We start from the raw sequence: 21,931 nt of genomic DNA on the forward strand, positions 1-21,931 counted from the left end.
TCTAAAATATAAAGATAAAACCTCCTGACTGAGAGCGGAATGCAGTCAGGAGGTTTTGTCTTATTTTATTTTAGATGTCTAAAATATTTTTATATGCTTCAAAGGTTTTTTCAGAAGTTTTCTCCCAAGAGAAGTTAGATGCTCTTTGTAATGCTTTAATACTGAGAGAACTTCCTATCGACTCGTTATTTAACAGATTTTCTAATGAACTCATTAGACTATCTATGTTAAAAGGGTCTATCAAAATTCCACCATCACCTACTACTTCAGGTATAGAAGATATATCAGAAGTAATTACGGGAGTTCCACAATTCATAGCTTCCAAAGGCGGAAGACCGAATCCTTCATACAAAGATGGATAAACAAAAACATCACAGCTGTTATATAAAACAGGTAAAAGATCTTCATCAACAAAACCAGTAAATTTTACACGCGACTCTACATTTAAGTCAATGCTGAGATCTTTTAAAAGGCTTCTGTCATCTTTATTTGCTCCAACTATAACTAAGTTATATTCTTTGTTTAAATTCATGTATATTTTAGAAAAGGCAAGAATTAAAGATTTTACGTTTTTCCTTGGACTAAAACCACCTATATAAAGTATAAAAGGTTTATCAATATTATAATTTTCCTTTATTATAGTTTTACATTTTTCTTTATCCAAGGGCTTATATTTATCATCGGCGGCTAATGGAGTTACAAAAACCTTATTTTCATCAATAGGAAAAAACTTTAAAATATCTTTCTTAGAACATTCTGATACGGTAATAATACCAGAAGATAAATCCACAATTCTAGGCATTTCTTGTAAAAACTTTCCTAAGTATCCCCTTCCAACTGTTTCAGGTAAAATATATGGTATTAAATCGTGAATAGTAACTACGGTTTTGCAAGGTATTTTTTCAGAAATTCCTATTCCGTTTTGAGGTATGTGATAGATATCTATGTTCTCATTTGTTAAATTACGAGGAAAATAATGCTGTTCAAAAAATCTATGATGCCTTTTAGAAGCCATTAATATTTTTGTATTGTCATTTTCAAACTCATCATAATTTCCGCCAGACCAATAAATTTGATAAAAAATTTCTCTATGAGTTTTAATCATATATCTTAAAATCTTATCAGTATAAGTCCCTATACCAGTTCCCTTATACCAATTAATACCCCTTGCATCGATAGCAATTTTCATACAATTATCTACCTCCAATTAAAATTGGCCTATATAACTTGTCAATTGTAAAAACCTATGTAGTATATAGTATTAATATTATTCGAAAAATGTGTCACTTAGCACACACATATAGGTTAATTCATATACTACATAATATAGTAATATTTTGGAGGCAGAAGCTTGGATATATGCGATGTAAGGAAGTCCGTTCAAGATACTTATGGGCTCCAAATTCAATATATAGAAAAAATAAAAAATGTATACAAAATTTCCTGCGACAATAAACAATATTGTTTAAAAGTAATTAGATATGATTTGGGCCATTTCTTATTTATTCTTTCTGCAATAAAGCATCTTCAAAATAATAAGTTTAAGCATATACCTAGGATAATTAAAACTAAGGATGGTATGGATTATATGAATATACAAGGGGGTTATGCGTATTTAACTAGTTGGATTACATCACGTCAATGTAATTATGACAATCCCGTAGATGTTTTAATAGCGACATCAAAGTTAGCTGAACTTCATAAAAAAAGTCATGGATTTAATGTAACAGAAAATATGAATCCCAGAATAGGTTGGTTTAAATGGCCAGAAACCTTCAACACTAGAAAAAATGAGATTTTAGATTTTAAAAAAAGAATAGATAAAAAAGATAAAAAAACAGAGTTTGATGCAATTTATTTAGATGCGATGGAAGAAGAATTAAATAGAGCTGAACGGTCTATAGAAAACTTAATAAGGAGCAATTACCTTGAAATAATGAATAAAGAAATAGCAAGTAAAGGATTTTGCCACCATGATTACGCAAACCATAATGTATTAATAGGTACAAGCGGAGAAGTAAATATTATAGACTTTGATTACTGTATGTTAGATACTCATCTTCATGATTTATCTAGTTTGCTTTTAAGACGTATGAAGAATGGAAAATGGAGCATAAACAACTGCATATTTATTATAGATTCATATAATTCAGTTAACAAAGTGAAAAGAGAGGATATTCCTGTTATGGCTGCTTTTATGGAGTTTCCACAGGATTATTGGCAAATAGGAATACAATATTATTGGGAAAAACAGCCTTGGGAAGAAGAGCTATTTTTAAAAAAATTAAAAAAGACACTTGAGGATAGAGGTGAAAAGCAAGATTTTATAGATGAATTTGAATTTGTAAAATATAACTAAAATGTAAGAAAGGAGATTTTTCTATGGGGCACCATAAAAAGAAATATGATAATTATAAAGATGGAATAAATAATGAGGATTTAAAATCTTATGAGAATAAAGTAGAAGGTTTAAAAAGATCAGTAAAAGAGTTAGAGAAAATAAGTAAAAGAAAGAAGGAAGTCATGAAACTAGAGAAGAAAAGAAAGAAGATTTTAAAGGATATGAAGAAAGGACATAAGTAAAGATTATCGGGGAGGTTTGGAAGTGTATTGTGATAACCTTACTCAGAGCTTTAAAAAATATTTGGAATCCAAGGGTGTTAAATGTGTAGAACATTTTGATGATACTGTTGATGTTGGATCTGTAACAGCATCAGATATAAAGAATCAAATATGCAATATTAGTGAATTTCATATAAGAACTCTTGGATATACAGGATATATGAATAAGAGATTGAATAATAATATAGGTAAAACAGTAGAGCAATATAAGATTTATATAAAGAGACTTTCTAAGCAGATAAATAACCTAAAGAAAAATGAAGCTAACAATGAGTTTGAAAATCTGCTTTTTAAATATGGAGATATATATTTAGATAGAGCAAACAAATGTATAAATACCATATATAATAGCAATTATATAGGCTTAATATTGCGTAGTATGAAGAGAACAGAGATGTGTTTAGGTAACACATATTTTGATAATTTGAGAAAGATCAAGAGTCTAGAGATAATTGATGTAGATGAGTGTTGTTATAATATGTCTGAAATGGATTTGATTTATTTTCTAGGAAAGATCAAAAGAAAAAATATAGATATAGACTTTCACAGTTTAATAAAAGATTTTTGTGAGCTAGAATCGCTAGATAAAAATAGCCATACATTTATCCTGTCTATTATATCTTATCCCTACGAATTTATTAGGTGTTGTAATAGATACAGGGAGGGAACAAAAAATTGGACCGTAGAACAATACACAGAAAAATTACAAAAAGCTATTATAGCTGATGGAGATAGCCTAGTTTAAAGAGGTGTTGAAATGTTTGATAGGTATAAAGAAAAAGAATATCTAACCAAATATGACCTATGCGTTGAACTATTTAATAGATTTAATTTAACTGTTTATGATGTGATACCAGTAAGAGGAGTTTATATTGTATCAACCAACAAGGGTGATAAAGTTTTAAAAAGAGTAGAGTATACAAAAGAAGAATTAAAGTTTATATATAATGTATTAACTTATATAAAGAACAAATATAGCAGAGTAGTTGATTTTATAAAAGATGTTAATGGAGAAATCTATACTATATGGAATGGGAATATGTACTGCATTATGGATATGGTTGGAGGAAAGGAATGTAATTTTAACAACCCTATAGATCTTAGTATTACAGCCAGGGGGTTAGCGGAGCTTCATGGCGCATCAGAGGGCTTTAAAACCCCTTTATACAACAAGTACAATACCGGTAAACTAATAGACACTTTTAAAAGAAGAATACAGGAAATGGAGTTTTTTAAGAATATAGCTAGTATTCATGAGAAAAAAAGTGAATTCGATTCTATATTTATTAATAATGTAGATTATTATATTGATGAAATTAAAAAGAGTGTTAGTATGCTGGAAGAATCCTTTTATTATAAGCTTTGTAGTGAGGAAGATAAAATAGTAGTATGTCACCATGATTTGGCTTATCATAACATATTGATAAACAATGATGAGGCATATTTTATAGATTTTGACTATGCTATAATTGATCTAAAGGTACATGATTTATGTAATTTTATAAACAAGGTTATAAAAAATTTTGCCTTTGATATAGAAAAGTCTAATATTATAATAGAAAATTATTGCACTAAAAATAATTTAAGTAAGAGAGAATTAGAGGTACTTCATGCAATGTTAACTTTTCCTGAGGATTTTTATACAATATCTAAGGACTACTATACAAGGCGAAAGGATTGGGATGAGTCGGTATTTTTAGATAGGTTAAAAAGAAAATCAAATTATAAAGAAGATAGGCAGGAATTTTTAGAGAAATTTAAAGACAACCTTTTGTAAGACATAAAAACGTGGCTTTTAGGCCACGTTTTTATGTCTTATTTGATTACCTTAAGTTTAGAAACTGTAGGTCTACACCAAAATCTTTTGATTTTAAATTTTGAATTACTAATTGAAGATCATCCTTTTTAGCACCAGATACACGTACTTTATCATCCATTATCTGTGCCTGAACTTTAAGCTTAAGCTCCTTTATGTATGCAGCGACTTCCTTGGCTTTTTCCTTGCTAAGACCTTTTTGAATTTCTACCTCCTGTTTTAAGGTTCCAGAAAAGGCGTTTTCTATTTTGCCAGGATTTAAGCATTTTATTGACAAACCTCTTTTAATCATTTTTCCTTTTAAAATATCAAGCATAGCATTAATTTTATAATCATCTTCGGCATTTAGCTTTAAAGAATCCTTTTCTAAAACTATCTGAGCTTTACTTCCTTTAAAATCGTAGCGCTGCTCTATTTCTTTCATTGCTTGATTAACTGAGTTATCCATCTCTTGCATATTTACATCTGATACAATATCAAATGAACTATCTTTTGCCATTATAAGTACCACCTTTCATAAATTCCTCAGTGATATTATACAATAAGTGGATATATCAGTAAACTACAATCATAGTATAAAAAATATGCGACATAGCTTTTTATAGGGGATGAAACTAGAAAATTGACTTGCACAAAGGGCTATGTTTCCAAAGCTGAAGGTAGATTTAAAAATTTTGTGTCAGTCTTAGTGAAGTGTTTTAAGACAACCTTAGAACCTTAGATACTGTTTGAGCGTAGCGAGTTTATCTAAGTTCTTAGGTCGTCTAAAACACAAGCTTTAGACTGACTAAAAGTTTTTAACGAACTGAAGCTTGGAAACATGGTCCGGGGTGTAAGTCAATTTTCGGCCTTTTAACCCTACACAGAGAACTTATGTCGCATAATTTCTATATTGTTAATTCTAACTATTTGAAACTTTATTATATGCGTTAATAGTTTGATATGCAGTTTTTTGCCAGCTTAGTTCTGATGCTTTAACAATACCCGCTAAGATCAATCTTTCGCGCAGGTCATCGTCTAACAATACTCTAAACATGGAATAACATAAATCATCTACATCATTTGGGTTAATAAGTAATCCACCATCACCTACTACTTCAGGAACAGAAGTAGCATTAGAAGCTACTACAGGTACTCCACAAGACATCGCTTCAATAGGCGGAAGACCAAACCCCTCATAAAAAGAGGGATAAGCAAACAATTTGGCTGCATTATATATATATGGCAGATGATCGATTGTTATAAAACCTGGGAATATTACTTTATCAGATATACCAAGCTCCTCTGCTCTTTTTTTATAAGAGTCATATGACTTTCCTTTTTGCCAGCTATTACAAGACTTATATCTTTTTTATAGATAGATAAAAGCTTACTAAAGCTTTCTATAAGACCAATTATATTTTTCCTAGGGCTAAATCCTCCAACATAGAGTATGAAATCTTCATCTATAGAATAATATTTCTTTGCAATTTTTTTACTTAAATCTCTATCTAAAGGTCTATAAATATCTTCGCTTGCTAAATGCGTAACAAATATTTTATTCTCAGGAAAATTAAAAGCTTCCATGATATCTCTTTTAGAATAGTTAGAGACGGTAATTATTCCATCGCATGCTGATACAACCTTAGGGATATGCTCATGGAAAATTTTTAGGTATCTATCACTCACTGTTTCTGGCATCTTATAAGGAATTACATCATGAAGAGTAATCAAAAAATTACATTCTTTATTTTCAGGAAGTCCAACCCCGTTTTGAGGCACATGATAGAGCTCTATATCTGAACCTTTTAATATATTAGGTATATTTACCTCATCCCAAAAGCTATTATTATTACCTTCACTAATATTATTAAAACGAAAATTATCCTTAAAAGACATATCAGCCTCGCAGTTTTCGGGCATAAAAAGCAAATAATTATTTATGTTATCAATTTTATTTAAACAGTTAATTAACTGATAAGTATAGGTACCTATTCCTGTTCCTCTATACCATTTCGCCGCACGTCCGTCGATTCCTATTCTCATAAGATTAATCCTTTCGAATTTGCTATAATTTATTATATTAATGTTATCTCAAAAGTGTTAATACTCTTCTAAATTAAATGTATTATTCATATAAATTATATAGGGGTGATTAACATGATGAGAGAATTTGAAATAGAAAGACAATTTGATATTAAAATTGAAAACATCAAACCAAATAAAGGAGTATACCTTTTAAAAACAGATAAAGGATTAAAATGTTTAAAAAAGATAAATTATGGAACACAAAAACTCCTATTTGTATATGGAGCAAAAGAGCACCTAATGAAGAATGGATTCCCAAGGGTAGATAGATATTGTGTTAACACTGAAGGTAACCCTTACGCCCTTGTAAATGAAGATATTTATACTCTTTCTGGATGGATAGAGGGAAGAGAGTGTGACTTTAAAAGCAAAGATGATCTGGTTAAAGCTGCTAAAAGTCTAGCCTACATGCATATAGCATCTAAAGGATATGAACCACCAGAAAATAGCAAGTTAAAAACTGACTTAGGAAGATGGCCCAGCCTTATGGAAAAAAGAGTAAGATCTCTCGATAAGATGAGGGATATGGGAAGAAAAAAAGGAAGTAAAGGTAGTTTTGATTTAAATTACACAAAGACAGTTCAATTCTATAAAGATTTAGGTAAAAGGGCTATAAATGTGCTGGAAAGTTCAATGTATATGGATTTATGCAGAATTACAGAGGAAGAAAAAGGTTTCTGTCATCACGATTTCACATATCATAATATAATAATAGATAAAGAGGATAATGTTAACGTGATAGACTTTGACTATTGTAAACGAGAGATAAGAAGCTATGATATATCTGCATTTATGATTAAAGTTTTAAAAAGAGTGAATTGGGATATTGAACATGCACAATTAATTATTGATTCTTACAATGATGTTAGTCCACTAAAAGAAGAGGAATATAGAGTATTATTCGCATTTTTACTATTTCCTCAACGTTTTTGGAGGCTTTCTAATAGGTATTATTATAATGAAGTAAATTGGCCTTCAAATACCTTTAACAATAAATTGGAGGATTTGATTTCTGAGCAAGAGATATATACCAAATTTATGGATAATTTTAAAATGGTTTACGATCAAAAAGAATAGTAGTGTTAAGCTAATGTAAACACATAGACAAGAAGTCTTAGACTTTTATGTTTATGTGTTTATTTTTATTATTCACTTAAAGTTTAATAAAACATATTATATATAATAGAATTTTATATTTTGGAGATGTTATTATGAAGATAGGAGATATAGTAGTAAGAAAGTCTTATGGAAAGGATATTACATTTAAGATTATAGATATTAAAGAGGTAAATGAGGACATAATATACTCGCTAAAGGGAATAGATTTAAGAATTATCGCAGATTCACCAGAAGATGATTTGGAATTAGTTTCAGAGAATTCCTCAACTGAACGAGAAAAAACATTTAGCAGAAAGGTTAATGGTTCAATTAGAAATATTCTATTAAGTAGAGGAGGCTTTCGCAGTGAAGTCAGAGTAGTAAAACCGAACCCAACTAATGAACTTGCATTTGGAAGACCAGGCAAGATTCTTCATGTAGATGGAGATTCTGAATATCTAGATGTATGCTTAAAAGTGTATAAACAATTAATGCTAGATGTAGTTGGGAAAAATATAGCAGAAAAGGAGCAGCCTAAGGCTATATTGGAGCTAGTAAAACAAGTAAAGCCTGATATTGTTGTAATTACAGGACATGACTCTATAGCTAAAGGTACTAGAAATTATACTGATTTAAGCAACTATAAAAACTCAAAATATTTTGTAGAATCTGTAATGGAGTTAAGAAACTATGAATCAAGTTATGATGATTTAGTGATTTTTGCAGGTGCATGCCAATCTTGCTATGAAGCTATTTTAGATGCAGGTGCAAATTTTGCCAGTTCACCTAATAGAATACTGATACATTGCTTAGATCCAGTATTTTTGTGTGAAAGAATTGCATACACCAATATAGAAAAAGTAGTTTCTATCCAAAATGCTTTAGAAAACACTATAACTGGTACTAAAGGTATCGGCGGACTTCAAACGAGAGGAAAATATAGAGAGGGATTTCCTAAGTCACATTATATATAAATTTTTTGATTTTAAAATATAGTGTATATATGAATAAACTTGAGGGAACAATACTTAAGGTAGTGAAAATTTAAATATTTGAGAGTGTTTACAAAAAATTAATATTGACAAAACAGATTGTTAACTGATAAAATAAATAGTTTATTTGACATTATATACATTGAGATATATAATATACAATGTGGAAAGAGGGTGTTTAGTATGGAAAAAGCAAATGTATTGGCTTCAATAAGGAAAAATATTGAAGAACATGTTGGCGACAGGGTAACATTAAAAGCCAATGGAGGAAGAAGAAAGGTTTTCGTAAATAGTGGAGTTATAGAGAAAGCCTACCCTAGCATATTTGTGATTAGATTAGAAAGCGACACCCAAAGGAAAGTGACTTATAGTTATTCAGATGTTTTAACCAAAACAGTTCAACTGGTTTTTGCTGTATAGAATCGGTACTAACTCATAGTACCGATTTTTTTTATCTTAAAACAACAAGACAATTTCAAACAAAAAGAAAGATGGTGGGTTTCCATCTTTCAACTATGGTATAAAAGGGTATTGAGAATTTATGAGAGGTTATATGGTCAACAACCATTTCTAATATTACGCCAAAATTCAGCAAATGTCAATATATATAATGCTTATTAGCGTAGGAAACGTAAAAAATACCCCAAAAAATGATGAATATTGTAGTAAAAAAAATTCCTTTAACCTATTACTTATTATAAAAATATATGAAATTTTATCATATTTCTTTATCAATGTTTGTATAAATAAATAGTAGGTTTAATGGGAGGGATATATCATATGGCTATAGAGATGGTTAAAGAAAATATAGAGTGTGAACAATTGCTTGGTGAAAATTTTAGTGATACTGTAGTGAAAGGTGAATACGTAATACCTGATACGCATCCGGATGTTGGTGAAATATTATTACTTGATGTTAAGCCGTTTATTACAAATACTGAAGTTATGCAGGATAAGGTATTTGTAGAAGGACAAATAGAATATACTGTACTTTATCTAGCAAGAGAGGAAGACAGTTCAGGAGTTCATAGTACAAACTATACAGGAAAGTTTTCAAACTATGTAGAAATCCCTGGAGCAGAGCATAGAATGCTAAGTGATTCAGGCTGCTATATTGAACATATGGAATGTGGCATTGTCAATGAAAGAAAGATAGCTGTTGAAGGTATTATAAAATTAAAATCCGAGATATACAAAAATTATGAATTTGAAGTAATAAAAGACGTAACAGGCTCACAGGATGTTCAAATGCTTAAAAATCCTGCCACTGTAGATAAAATAATAGGAACTGTTTCAGGTGACCTAATAGCCAAAAGTCACATGCAGATTCCTATGGAAAATCCACAAATAGGAACTATATTAAAATGTGAGGTTAGGGTTAACAAAAAAGATGTTAAGATTATGGAAGGCAAAGCATTAATAGATGCTAATGCTCTAATAACATTATTGTATAGAGGAAAAGATACTAGAGATATAATTTATGTAGAAGACAATGTACCAATAAGCAAAGAGATAAATCTTGATGGAGTAAATCCAATAATGGATAATTATACAGAATTTAAGGTAGATGCTATAGAGTATGATATTAAAGAAGACGATCTAGGAGAAAATAGAATTGTTGATATAGAGGCTTTAGTTAAATCTAATACTAAAGTTATGTATAAGGAAGAGATTGATATTATAGAAGATGCATACTCACCTTCAATACTTATGAAAATGGATAAAAAGGATTATGAATTAAACGTAATGCATGGACATTCAACTAACCAAAGTATAGTTAAATCAAGCATTGAATTAGAAGATAGACCAAGAGCATCTAAAATAATAATGTGCTGTGGGGAGGTTTGTATAACAGATAAAAAGCTAGTGGAAGATAAGATTATTGTTGATGGAGTACTAAATACAGAGGTGTTATATAAAACTTTTGATGAAGAAAAATACGTGCACACCGTTAATGAAGAGTTGCCATTTAGCTGTACTGTAGAAATACCAGGATGTAAAATTGATATGCAATGCATAGCTAAGGCTTGCTTAGAGAATATCGATGCATCAATAGAGGCAAATACTATAGCAATAAAGGCTGTAGTAGACGTATATGGCAGAGTAAATTATGTTACACATAAGGAATTTTTAGTAGATATGGTTCCGGTAGATGGAGAACTTCCAAAAAGAAGGCAAGCATGACAATATATGTAGTTCAACACGGAGACACTTTATGGAAAATAGCTAAAAAATATTATACAACTATGGATGATTTAGTTAAGTTGAATAGTATGGAAAACCCAGAGGTCATAAAGGTTGGCGATAAGTTAATTATCCCTGGTAGATCAATAATTTAGTTTGAATTAAAGGAAAATATAATAAAAATTATTATTAACTTCAGTAGTAAGTCTACTGAAGTTTTATTTATGTATAACTATTTTAAATGTGGAAAAAATATAAAATATCTACAAGAAGGGGTGTATTGTCTTGGAAGAAAAGTTACAAGGTAATTTAATAATAATCGGAGGAGCAGAAGATAAAAAAGGTGAAAAGAGCATACTTAAAGAAGTATGCGGCAAGCTTAACAAAGAAGAAGATGTGCTTGTTGTAGCAACGATTGCATCACAGCTCCCAGAGGAATTAGGAAATGAATATAAAAGTATATTTGAAAATCTTGGAGTCCAAAATATTAAAATATTGAACATAAGAGAAAGAAAAGATGCTTATGATTCAAGTAATATTCAAATGATAGAAGAGGCATCCTTAGTTTTCTTTACAGGGGGAGACCAACTGAGAATAACAAGCTTAATAGGAGGAACTCCCTTATATTTAGGTATGAAGGATGTTTATGAGAAAGGATGTATTTTTGTTGGAACGTCTGCAGGAGCATCTGTTATGAGTGACACTATGGTAGTAACAGGACCAGACGAAGAATCGCCTAAAAAGTGCACATTAAAAATGGCACCAGGATTAGGGCTGATTAAAGGCGTAATAATAGATCAGCATTTTGCTCAAAGAGGAAGAATTGGAAGATTACTAGTCGGAATAGCTGAGAACCCTCAAAGTTTAGGAATTGGAATAGATGAGGATACTGCTATAGTTGTAAATGAAGAAGGCGAATTAAAAGTAATAGGGTCTGGTGCAGTGTATATAATAGATGGAAGTAATATAAATTACAGTAATGTATCAGAGCAATATCAAGACGAAATACTATCTATTTTTAATGTAAAATTGCACGTATTAAAAGATGGAGATAAATTTGATTTGAATAATAAAATACCATATAACGGAGAACAATTAAGCTATAAAAATGTAGAGAGTCGTAGCTAGGAAAGAGGAGGACAATATACACAAAGATGAAGATTTATGAAGTTAGAGTTTTTGAAGGAAGAAATATATACTCTCATAGAAAATGTATAAAGATGTGTGTAGATTTAGAGGGATATAGGGATATTCCAACTAAGGATATAGATGGTTTTAATGAAAACTTACTAAAGAGCATACCTCAGTTATTTGAACATAGGTGTGGTATAGATGAAGACTATGGTTTCCAAAAAGGCTTAGAGAAGGTACTTATCTTGCTCATGTATGTGAGCACATAATCATTGCAATTCAAAACATTCTAGGAATAGATGCGGCTTATGGAAAGTCTAGAGAGATTAAGGGAAATAAATATTATATTATATATGAATACGGTCATAGGAATACAGGCGTGGAAGCTGGTAAAATAGCAGTAGAATTTATAAACAGCCTCATAAATAAAAAATCGTATAATTTTACTGCTGCGATGGAATCGCTGCGAACTATACTTAGGGCTGAAGAACTAGGTCCTAGTACTAGTGCAATATTAGAGGAAGTGAAAAAGAGAAAAATACCTGTGATGAGAATAAGCGAAGGAAGTATGCTTCAATTAGGTTATGGAAAGCATAGTAAACTTGTTGAGGCAACGATTTCGCACAATACTAAAGCTATTTCTGTAGATATAGCCTGCGATAAATTATTAACTAAAGAAATACTTTACAATCAGTGTTTACCGGTTGCAGATGGGTATATAGTAAGGAATAGTTTAGAATTATTATTCAAAGCTGATAAAATAGGATATCCTATAGTTATAAAGCCTAGATGTGGCAACCAGGGAAAAGGTGTTTTTGTTAATATAAAGAACGAAAAAGAAGCTCTTAGTGCTTACAACATATTATCAAAAGATTATAGCGATATAATTGTTGAAAAAAATATAGTTGGTAGAGATTATAGAGTTTGTGTAGTTGATGGCAAAGTTGTAGCTGTGGCTGAAAGAATACCTCCATATATAGTTGGAGATGGTTTAAGCAGCATAAAAGAACTTATAAATGTAATAAACCAAGATAATAGGCGAGGAGAAGGCCACGAAAAACCTTTGACAAAAATTAAGATCAATGATGAGCTTAATGCGTATATTGGTAAAAATGGGTATGATTTAAGTTCTATTTTGGCCGAAGGAGAAAAGATTTTACTTAGGGAAAACGCAAACTTATCTACAGGTGGCAAGGCAATAGATTGTACAGATATAATTTGCGATGAAAATATTAATATATGTGAAAGAGCAGCTAAAGCAGTGGGTCTTGACGTATGTGGCATAGATGTATGCTGTTCAGATATAAGTAAGCCAATTACAAAAGATGGCGCAATAATAGAGATAAATGCTGCACCAGGTATAAGAATGCACCATTACCCTAGTGAAGGAAAGAGTAGAAATGTTGCTGGTGCAATAGTAGATATGTTATTTAAAGATACTCCTAAACCTATACCTGTAGTATCTATTACTGGAACCAATGGAAAAACTACGACTACAAGATTAATTGGTCATGTATTAACTAAAGCTGGATACAATGTAGGAATGACTACAACTGGTGGAATATATATAAACAATAAATGTATTCATAAAGGAGATACTACAGGATATTATAGTGCTAAATCAGTATTAATGAATAAGGAAGTTGATGCTGCAGTTTTAGAAACAGCAAGAGGTGGTATTATTAGAAAAGGCTTAGCTTACGATATGGCAGATGTAGGAGTTATCACCAATATAACTGAAGACCATTTAGGACTAGATGATATAGATACAATGGATGATATGGCTTATGTGAAGGCTTTAGTTGGAGAAGCTGTAAAAGATGAAGGATATGTTGTATTAAATGCTGATGATCCTGTTAGTGTAAGTATTATAAAAAGAACAAAAAGTAATATTATTATGTTTTCTAAAGATAAATATAACTCCGTACTTAGAAGCAATATAAGAAAAGGAGGATATGGAGTATATACTCATGAGGGTGTTATATACGTTGAAAAAAGCGATGAGCTAACACCTTTGGTAAAAGTTACAGATATAAAAATTACCATAGGAGGAAGGTTGATTTATAATATAGAAAATGCTATGGCTTCTTGTGCAGCACTCATTGGATTAAATATAAGTTGCTCTGCTATAAGAGAAGGAATAACAAGTTTTTATGGTGATGAAGAATTCAATCCGGGAAGATTTAATATGTATAAAATAAATGGAGCATTAGTTGTTCTAGATTATGGTCATAATATAGAAGGCTATAAAGCTGTTTTAAAGGGCGCTAAAAATATAAATCACAATAGACTTGTGGGAATAATAGGCGTACCAGGAGATAGAACTGATAGCAGCGTAAAAGAGCTAGGTAAAATAGCAGGAGAAAACCTTGATTATATATATATAAAAGAAGATAAAGATAGAAGAGGCAGAAAAGTAGGAGAGATTGCATCCATCCTTGAAAAAGGAGTTATAGAATCCGAATTTGATAAAAAAAGGGTAGAAGTGATATTGGATGAAGTAGAAGCACTAGAAAAAGCCATTGATACCTCCAGGCCTGGAGATCTAATTATAATATTCTTTGAAGACCTAGAGCCATTAGTGCAATTAGTTAGGAAAAAAATCAATGCTCAAATAGATAAAGAGCAATCAGCAGTAATGGTATAAGAGTTTTAAAATTGAAGCTATACTTTTAAGATTTTAAATCTTAAAAGTATAGCTTTAATTTTAAGGTTGTATTATACTATTTAGTATCATTAAATAGATTCCTGGAGGGCTAAGATGTTAATAAAAGCTTATGCAAAGATTAATATATCCTTAGATGTTGTAGGAAAAAGAGAAGACGGATATCATCTTTTAAAAATGATAATGCAAACTATAGATTTATATGATCATATAAATATTAAAAAATACGATAATGGTATAAAGATAACCTGTAATAAAGTATACGTACCAACTGATGAAAGAAATTTAGCTTATAAAGCAGCAGATCTTTTTATAAATACCTATGATATAGATGGTGGAGTAGAAATATATCTTAAAAAGAATATACCTGTAGCGGCAGGGCTTGCAGGTGGCAGCACAGATGCAGCAGCTGTATTAAAAGCTATGAGAAACTTATATAAGCCAGAGATATCAGATGATGAGCTTATGAAATTAGGATTAAAGATAGGCGCAGATGTTCCTTATTGTATAGTAGGGGGAACTGCTCTTTGTGAAGGCATAGGGGAAAAGATAACTAAGCTTGCCGCCTTTAAAAATCATATATTAATAGTGGTTAAACCATCTTTTGGTGTATCAACTAAAGAAGTATATAAAAATTTAGATATTAGTAAAATAAATAAGCACCCAGATACTGAACTTCTAATAAAAAGTATGGAAGAAGAAAATTTATTTAGAGTAAGTAAAAATATGAAGAATGTCTTAGAAAATGTTACTTTAAGAAAACATACGATAATAAAGAATATTAAAAAGGAACTTCTAGATATGGGAGCAATGGGTGCGCTTATGAGTGGCAGCGGCCCTACAGTATTTGCATTCTTCGATGATATTCTAAAAGCACAGATTTGTTATGATAAGATTAAAAAGAAGTATAAGGAAGTTTTTATAACAAGAACAATTTAAAGCATCTAAAAGAAAATAATAAGGCAAATATTGAGAAGATGGAACTAAGCTTTGTATAACTTAGTTTCATCTTTTTTATATTTCCTTACAATGCATAAATATCTTTTTAGAAGCTAAAAATAATTTAAGGTTACCAAAAGTATTAGGAGTGAATTTTGTGAGAGTATTAAGTTTGTATGATAAGTATTTTTTAGCACTTATGATTATACAAGGATTCATATTAATTATAGATTCAAAAAATTTTTGAAATGGAATATGAAGGACACTGCTAGAAAAGCAAAATCTATAGGAATAAGTATCATGATAATTGGAATTATGCTGTATTTAGTGACAATGTATATTGCATAAAGTGTTTAATAACATATTTTAATATGATAAAAGGAAGTGGTGATTTTTGAAAGAAGAAATAAGAGATAAAATATCTCTAAAAGCTCAAGAAAATCTATCTTATGCCAAGAATTTATTGAAAAACAATTCAGATATAGTATTCAGAGAATTTTACATAGGAAAGCTCAAAGCTGCATTAATATATATAGATGGAATGGCAGATAAGAACTTACTAGATGATTATGTATTAGAAACTCTAATGGTAATAGGGTCAGATATAGCAGAAGTAGAAAAAATAAAAGATAAAATACTCACCGTTTCGGATATGAGAGAAGTAAAAAAGTTTAGTGAAGGTGTAAATGCAATGCTTTCTGGAGACACATTGATGTTTATTGATGGTCTTGAAGTAGGTTATGTTATTGCATCTCGTTTATGGCCTGCGAGAGGAGTGTCGGAGCCATCAGGTGAAACAGTAATTAGAGGTGGTAGAGATGGCTTTACAGAAACAATAAGGTTTAATACTGCTTTAGTGAGAAGAAGAATAAAAGATACAAGGCTTAAAGTAGAATCTAAGACTTTAGGGGTAAGATCTAAGAGTGATTTAGCTATTATGTACATTGATGACATTGTAAATAAAAAGGTTCTTGAAGAGCTTCTTAGTAGATTAGAAAAAATACATATAGATGCCATTTTGGATAGCGGATATGTAGAACAACTTATAGAAGATAATAAGTGGTCTTTTTTTCCGCAAGTACAAAGTACAGAGAGACCAGATGTGGTTGCAGCAGCTTTGTATGAAGGAAGAATTGCCATACTTGTAGATAACTCACCATTCGCTCTTATTGCACCAACTACAATGGCGGCAATGTTTCAATCACCTGATGATTATTATCAGAGATGGATATATGGGTCTATTATAAGATTTGTAAGATTTTTCTCTATTTTTGCAGCATTAATGCTTCCGGCTCTTTATGTTGCTGTTACTTCCTTTCATCCTGCTATAATTCCCACAAAATTAGCATACTTTATTGCTGCATCAAGGGAAGGAGTGCCGTTCCCAGCTTTTGTAGAAGCATTAATTATGGAATTTAGCCTTGCATTTTTAATTGAATCAACAGCTAGGCTTCCTAAAGCTATTGGATCTACAGTAGGAATAGTAGGAGGACTTATAATAGGTCAGGCTGCAGTAACAGCCGGAATTGTAAGTCCTATAATGATAATTATAGTTTCTGTAACAGCTATTACAAATTTTACAACCCCTAACTATGAAATGGCATCTGCTTTTAGAATATTAAGGTTTATATTAATAATATTTGCTGCAGTGATAGGGCTTTACGGAATTATGCTTGGAATAATTCTTATATTAATACACTTAGTAAGATTAAAGAGCTTTAATATACCTTATTTAGCGCCAATGGTCAATCCAGATATTGATGATTTTAAAGATACATTTATAAGATTCCCTATTAGATTTCACAAAAAAGACCTGAATTTATGGATACAGGAGATAAAGTAAGACAGAAGTAGAGGTGGTATATCTTTTATGAATGATAAAGAATTTATTACACCTTATGGCTTGTTTGCAACTATTGTAGTAACTGTTATAGGGGTAGGCGTTTTTTCCTTCCCTAGAGATGTGACAGCAAATGCTGGTACTGATGGCTGGATTATAACATTAGTTAGTGGAGCCATAAGCTATTTATTAATTTTGATTGCCATAAAGGCAATCAAAAACAATAATTATGGTAAGTTATATTATATTCTGAGGTCTAACTTTGGAAGGCTAATAGGTTCTATATTAGCATTGATTTTTATTGCATATAATATTTTTGCTGTATCTATAGGTATGAGAGTTTTTATAGAAGTAATAAAGATGTATTTACTTCAAAAGACTCCCACAGAATTTTTGATTTTAGTTACAATACTTGCTGGTATATACATAATAAGAGGAGAAGTAGGAAACTTAGTAAAATTTAATGAGTTTTCTTTTTGGATAATGTTTATTCCTATTATTTTTGTACTTTTACTTACTTTAAATAGAACAGATTTTACTAATATTTTTCCGATACTTAATAACACCCCACATGAATATGTGAAAGCGTTAAGTACAACTGTCTATAGCTTTGGGGGAATTGAAATAGTTTATTTGATGCTCCCATTTATGAAGAATAAAAAGTCTATACCTAAAATTGCTATGAAAAGTATTATGTTTATAACGATATTTTATGCTGTTATAGTGATATTTTGTTTAGCTGTCTTTGCTAAAGAGCAAACAAAAATTCTACTGTGGCCTACTATCACTTTAATAAAATCTATAGATATACCTGGAGCTTTTATAGAAAGATGGGAAGGAGTAGTAATGGCATTATGGGTAATATTTTATTTTACTACTTTCATAAACTCATATTATTTGTCTGCAGATGTACTTAAAGATATGTTTAAGTTACATGATATAAAGCTTTCATCAGCTTTAATAATACCTTTTATATATGCAATAGCTTTATATCCTGAGAACATAGCTGAAGTTTATGACATTAGCAACAGTGTATTACCTTATTTAGCAATTTTTAGCTTGGTTATACTTCCTTTGTTACTTTTTATTAGAAAACCCTCAAAAAAGACTTAAAGGAGGGTGAATGTTAGAGTATGAAATATAAAAAAGTTATAGTTATTATATTATCATGTATTTTATTAAGTGGGTGCTGGGACAAAGTTGAAATAGATAGAAGGAGTCTTACATCAATTATAGGCATTGATGTAGGTGAGCAGGCTGGCAAGGAAAAAGAATTGAAAAGCTTAAGTCCCGACGAACCATTTACGGGTATGGACCTAAAAAAGTTAAAAGTAACCTTCGGTGCTCCAGATATAAGCCAGCTAGGACCAGATAAAGGTGGAACAGCAAAGGATATGTATATAAATACTGACGCTTATTCAATGCAGAATGCAGTGGATAAAGCGACATTAAAAAGCAGTAGAAATATAAGCTTTAGTCATATAAAACTTTTAGTGTTGAGTAAAGATTTAACAACATATCCTGAAATTCTAAAAGAAATTGTAGATTACCTTCAAAGAGAACCTTCTTTAAATAGAAATATGTATGTTGTAATATCTGATGGAAAAGCAGAAGAGTATATAAAACATAAACCTACAATGGAAAAGAATATTGAGAATTATATAAGCGGCCTTATAGAAAATACTACTAGAAGTACTTCAATATTACCAGTAACTTTAAATGAATTTTTAGTTTTATTAAGTGAAAATGGAAATGCAATGCTTCCTCGTATGACTATAGAAAAGGATAAAAATGAATTGGGAATATCAGGGGTATCAATAATTAAAGACTATAAATACAAGGGAGATTTATCCGCTATAGAAACAGCAAACTTAGAGATGCTAAGAGGAAAGTTAAAAGGTGGAAGAAAAACAATATATAAGAATGGCCACCCTATAGATATTGTAATTGATGGTGTAGAAAGAAAGATATCAATGGATAATCAACAAGGGAAACTTACATTTAGTATTTCTTTAGATATTGAGGGTGAGTTAAAAGATTATTATGTTGGTGGTGAACTATTCTCCAAAAATATGCTTGAATCATTACAACAAAACCTAAATAATTCTGTAAAACAGGAATGTAGTCAGGTGGTTCAAATTACTCAAAGAGAATTTGGAGTTGATCCTATAGGAATAAGAGAATATGTTGAGAAGTATCACCCATCACTATGGAAACAAATTAAAAATAATTGGTCTGAGGTATATAGCAGTGCAACCATCAACGTAGTTGTTAATAGTAATGTAAGAAGAATAGGTGTAGTTAAATAATAATTTTTTTAAAGTGAATATAACTATAATACTTGTCTATAATATGAATAGGAATTAAGAAGGTAATGGGGGATGTTAAAATGAAGAAGATTTTAATAATTATTGTCTGTATTTTAGCTATATTCACTTTAAATTCAAATAAAATACAAGTTAAGAGTGAGCCGGTACAGCAGGATATAGCATCTAAGATTATAAGATTTCATGTAATCGCTAACAGCGATTCAAAAAGTGACCAAGCTTTAAAATTAAAAGTAAGAGATAAAGTTTTAGAATACATTCAACCTAAGCTAAAGAAATCAAAAAGTATAGAAGAATCAAGAAAAATTATTAGAGAAAATGATAAACAAATAATAGCTATAGCAAATAAGACCATAAAAGATAATGGATATAGTTACTCTGTAATAACTACTTTATCTAATGAAAATTTCCCTATAAAAACATATGGAAATATTACATTACCACAAGGCAAATATGAGGCTTACAGGATAATTATAGGTGAGGGTAAAGGTCAAAATTGGTGGTGCGTAATGTTCCCTCCTCTATGTTTTGTTGATATCACGAAAGGTGAGGTTTCCTATAAAGAAACGGAAGCTGAGATGAAAATGGTGTTGACTCCAGAAGAGTATGAAGTAGTAAATAACAAAACAGATAAAACAAAAGAGAATGGCATAAAGATAAAATTTAAAATATTAGAATTACTAAAAGATAAGAAAAATCCAGCCCGATAAAAGCTGGATTTTTAAATTACCAACAAAATAATTTGCTGGCTGTTTTCATAAAATATTTCTCTACAGATTTAAGAAATGTTTTGCTAGGACTATCCTTTTCAAAAATTTTCTCGGAAATCTTTACATTGTTATTTATATTGTTATTTTCTATAAGTAGTCTCATTAGTTTATAAATATCATTTCCAGAGCAGGGCTTAGAAAATTTTTTGCAATTTTCCTTCATTAATTCTAATTTTTCATGAGAATCTAATAAATCCTCAATTATCTCATTACAGTTGTTTATATCTGTAAGGTTAACTGCTAAATTGTGTTTTAGAAGAAATTGCGCATTTTTCTCCTCCTGACCTGGAATAGGAGAAAAGAGTCCCAAAGGAATTTCACATATCAAGGCTTCTGTTATGGTAAGTCCACCAGGTTTGGTTAAAAGTAGATCACAAGCTTGCATATACTTGTTAACCTTGTTAGTAAAACCTATAATTCGTGTTTCTTTTGGTGAAAATTCTTTTAATCTTGTAAGGTCTTGATATAATTTTTTATTATTACCTGTTATCACAATTATTTGGATATCCTTTTTAATAGTAACCAATTTTTCATATAAATCTGTAATTTTTCCCATTCCTAAGCTTCCACCCATAATAAGAATAGTAGTTTTATCTTCAGCGAGATCTAGCTCTTTTAATGTATCACTCTTATCATATTTTTCAATAAAACAAGGTTTAACAGGTATACCCAAATCGTGTATAGCATTTCTAGAAATGCCTTTATTAACTATATCCTCAACCATATCGCAATTAGAAACAACATATGCATCTATATGAGAATGAAGCCAAGAACTATGAGAATAGTAATCTGTAATTACTGAAATAGCTGGAATAACTACTTTATATTTGCTTTTCATTACAGATACCATTTCTGTTGAAAATGAATGAGTACATATTAAAACATCAGGATTATACTCATCTAATAAAGGCAGCAGTTTGTATGCCATAATTTCAATAAACTTTGAACTTATGGTAGTAGCTAACCCATAATCTTCTTCAGAATGAGAATATAGTTTGCCATAAAGTGAAGGAGTTATTTTTATGGTTTTTAAATAACTCCCTATTACTACCTTATCTATTATTGGGTTTATATATTTTAATGTATCAACAATTTTTACGTCTGATGATGAATCATTTAATTTTATATAATCTTTTATAGCACCTGCTGCATGACCATGACCACCACCAGCAGAAACCGAAAGAATTAATACTTTCATCTAATCACCTTCTGGTTAAGTATGTAATAACATTATAAATGATGTATGAGCAATAATAAACTAATTTAAAAAACAATTAAGAAAAAATTTATATTTATTAAGTTTCCCTTAATAGTATACTCATATACCAACAATATTTGCAAATTATTATTAGGTTTTTTAAACAAATTTGTATAATATGAATAACAATTAGCTAAATACAGATAATATGAAATATAAATTTCTCAATACAATATGACAAATTCAGATATAACGCAATTATATTATACATAAAAGCTAGGA

Annotated in this window: 15 protein-coding genes and 4 pseudogenes; 15 read left to right on the forward strand and 4 right to left on the reverse strand. The window is 30.2% G+C overall.

Going from position 1 to position 21,931, the window contains the following annotated elements; all coding sequences use genetic code 11:
* Positions 1-70: 70 nt before the first annotated feature.
* Entirely contained in the window at positions 71-1,189 is a 1,119-nt protein-coding gene (locus RCG18_RS07985; RefSeq protein WP_308040779.1) for a glycosyltransferase family 1 protein, read from the reverse strand.
* Between the two features lie 162 nt (positions 1,190-1,351).
* Between RCG18_RS07985 and RCG18_RS07990 the strand changes: the two genes are divergently transcribed.
* Genes RCG18_RS07990 through RCG18_RS08005 form a run of 4 tightly spaced genes read left to right on the forward strand, consistent with a single transcriptional unit; the run spans position 1,352 to position 4,399 of the window.
* A complete protein-coding gene (locus RCG18_RS07990; protein ID WP_308040780.1) occupies positions 1,352-2,359 on the forward strand; it encodes a CotS family spore coat protein in 1,008 nt (335 codons plus the stop codon).
* Between the two features lie 23 nt (positions 2,360-2,382).
* Complete coding sequence (locus RCG18_RS07995) at positions 2,383-2,583, forward strand: hypothetical protein (RefSeq protein WP_308040781.1); 201 nt, start codon at positions 2,383-2,385, stop codon at positions 2,581-2,583.
* 22 nt (positions 2,584-2,605) lie between these two features.
* Positions 2,606-3,367 (forward strand): spore coat protein, encoded by a 762-nt coding sequence (locus tag RCG18_RS08000; protein ID WP_308040782.1) that lies wholly within the window; start codon positions 2,606-2,608, stop codon positions 3,365-3,367.
* 12 nt (positions 3,368-3,379) lie between these two features.
* Positions 3,380-4,399: a CotS family spore coat protein gene (locus RCG18_RS08005; RefSeq protein ID WP_308040783.1), complete on the forward strand. Its 1,020-nt coding sequence runs from the start codon at positions 3,380-3,382 to the stop codon at positions 4,397-4,399.
* A gap of 46 nt (positions 4,400-4,445) precedes the next feature.
* On the opposite strand, the gene RCG18_RS08010 is transcribed toward RCG18_RS08005, so the two are convergent.
* Both RCG18_RS08010 and RCG18_RS08015 read right to left on the reverse strand, forming a co-directional pair.
* Positions 4,446-4,937, reverse strand: a complete 492-nt coding sequence (locus RCG18_RS08010) for a YajQ family cyclic di-GMP-binding protein (protein ID WP_308040784.1) — start codon at positions 4,935-4,937, stop codon at positions 4,446-4,448.
* A 402-nt stretch (positions 4,938-5,339) separates the two neighbouring features.
* Positions 5,340-6,463: pseudogene (locus RCG18_RS08015) on the reverse strand (glycosyltransferase family 4 protein).
* A gap of 114 nt (positions 6,464-6,577) precedes the next feature.
* On the opposite strand from RCG18_RS08015, the gene RCG18_RS08020 reads away from it, so the two are divergent.
* The 11 genes and pseudogenes from RCG18_RS08020 (at position 6,578) to spoIIR (ending at position 20,391) form a co-directional block, all read left to right on the forward strand.
* Complete coding sequence (locus RCG18_RS08020) at positions 6,578-7,582, forward strand: CotS family spore coat protein (protein WP_308040785.1); 1,005 nt, start codon at positions 6,578-6,580, stop codon at positions 7,580-7,582.
* 134 nt (positions 7,583-7,716) lie between these two features.
* Positions 7,717-8,577 carry a sporulation peptidase YabG gene (yabG, locus tag RCG18_RS08025; protein WP_308040786.1) on the forward strand — a complete coding sequence of 287 codons (861 nt, stop codon included), beginning with the start codon at positions 7,717-7,719 and terminating at the stop codon, positions 8,575-8,577.
* A gap of 201 nt (positions 8,578-8,778) precedes the next feature.
* A complete protein-coding gene (locus RCG18_RS08030; RefSeq protein ID WP_308040787.1) occupies positions 8,779-9,015 on the forward strand; it encodes a Veg family protein in 237 nt (78 codons plus the stop codon).
* A gap of 360 nt (positions 9,016-9,375) precedes the next feature.
* Positions 9,376-10,934, forward strand: a pseudogene (locus RCG18_RS08035) (SPOCS domain-containing protein).
* 130 nt (positions 10,935-11,064) lie between these two features.
* Positions 11,065-11,907 (forward strand): cyanophycinase, encoded by an 843-nt coding sequence (locus tag RCG18_RS08040; protein ID WP_308040788.1) that lies wholly within the window; start codon positions 11,065-11,067, stop codon positions 11,905-11,907.
* Positions 11,908-11,933: 26 nt separating this feature from the next.
* Positions 11,934-14,557, forward strand: a pseudogene (gene cphA / locus RCG18_RS08045) (cyanophycin synthetase).
* A gap of 114 nt (positions 14,558-14,671) precedes the next feature.
* Positions 14,672-15,514 (forward strand): 4-(cytidine 5'-diphospho)-2-C-methyl-D-erythritol kinase, encoded by an 843-nt coding sequence (gene ispE, locus RCG18_RS08050; RefSeq protein WP_308040789.1) that lies wholly within the window; start codon positions 14,672-14,674, stop codon positions 15,512-15,514.
* Positions 15,515-15,908: 394 nt separating this feature from the next.
* Positions 15,909-17,368, forward strand: a pseudogene (locus RCG18_RS08055) (spore germination protein).
* Between the two features lie 16 nt (positions 17,369-17,384).
* A complete protein-coding gene (locus RCG18_RS08060; RefSeq protein ID WP_308040790.1) occupies positions 17,385-18,467 on the forward strand; it encodes an endospore germination permease in 1,083 nt (360 codons plus the stop codon).
* Between the two features lie 20 nt (positions 18,468-18,487).
* Positions 18,488-19,663, forward strand: coding sequence for a Ger(x)C family spore germination protein (locus tag RCG18_RS08065; RefSeq protein WP_308040791.1), 1,176 nt, complete (start codon positions 18,488-18,490; stop codon positions 19,661-19,663).
* Between the two features lie 80 nt (positions 19,664-19,743).
* A complete protein-coding gene (spoIIR, locus tag RCG18_RS08070) occupies positions 19,744-20,391 on the forward strand; it encodes a stage II sporulation protein R (protein ID WP_308040792.1) in 648 nt (215 codons plus the stop codon).
* Between the two features lie 16 nt (positions 20,392-20,407).
* Here spoIIR and RCG18_RS08075 read toward each other — a convergent pair whose 3' ends face one another.
* Positions 20,408-21,649 (reverse strand): glycosyltransferase, encoded by a 1,242-nt coding sequence (locus RCG18_RS08075; RefSeq protein ID WP_308040793.1) that lies wholly within the window; start codon positions 21,647-21,649, stop codon positions 20,408-20,410.
* Positions 21,650-21,931 lie beyond the last annotated feature (282 nt).

It is taken from the genome of Clostridium sp. OS1-26, assembly GCF_030915445.1.
Taxonomy (GTDB): Bacteria; Bacillota; Clostridia; order Clostridiales; family Clostridiaceae; genus Clostridium_AM.

What these genes read in the sequence shown, in the direction of transcription:
- RCG18_RS08030 (WP_308040787.1), top strand. Translation starts at nt 8,779, where the DNA reads ATGGAAAAAGCAAATGTATTGGCTTCAATAAGGAAAAATATTGAAGAA.
- RCG18_RS08075 (WP_308040793.1), bottom strand. Translation starts at nt 21,649, where the DNA reads ATGAAAGTATTAATTCTTTCGGTTTCTGCTGGTGGTGGTCATGGTCAT.
- yabG (WP_308040786.1), top strand. Translation starts at nt 7,717, where the DNA reads ATGAAGATAGGAGATATAGTAGTAAGAAAGTCTTATGGAAAGGATATT.
- RCG18_RS08005 (WP_308040783.1), top strand. Translation starts at nt 3,380, where the DNA reads ATGTTTGATAGGTATAAAGAAAAAGAATATCTAACCAAATATGACCTA.
- RCG18_RS08010 (WP_308040784.1), bottom strand. Translation starts at nt 4,937, where the DNA reads ATGGCAAAAGATAGTTCATTTGATATTGTATCAGATGTAAATATGCAA.
- RCG18_RS07985 (WP_308040779.1), bottom strand. Translation starts at nt 1,189, where the DNA reads ATGAAAATTGCTATCGATGCAAGGGGTATTAATTGGTATAAGGGAACT.
- RCG18_RS08065 (WP_308040791.1), top strand. Translation starts at nt 18,488, where the DNA reads ATGAAATATAAAAAAGTTATAGTTATTATATTATCATGTATTTTATTA.
- spoIIR (WP_308040792.1), top strand. Translation starts at nt 19,744, where the DNA reads ATGAAGAAGATTTTAATAATTATTGTCTGTATTTTAGCTATATTCACT.
- RCG18_RS08020 (WP_308040785.1), top strand. Translation starts at nt 6,578, where the DNA reads ATGATGAGAGAATTTGAAATAGAAAGACAATTTGATATTAAAATTGAA.
- RCG18_RS08060 (WP_308040790.1), top strand. Translation starts at nt 17,385, where the DNA reads ATGAATGATAAAGAATTTATTACACCTTATGGCTTGTTTGCAACTATT.
- RCG18_RS07995 (WP_308040781.1), top strand. Translation starts at nt 2,383, where the DNA reads ATGGGGCACCATAAAAAGAAATATGATAATTATAAAGATGGAATAAAT.
- ispE (WP_308040789.1), top strand. Translation starts at nt 14,672, where the DNA reads ATGTTAATAAAAGCTTATGCAAAGATTAATATATCCTTAGATGTTGTA.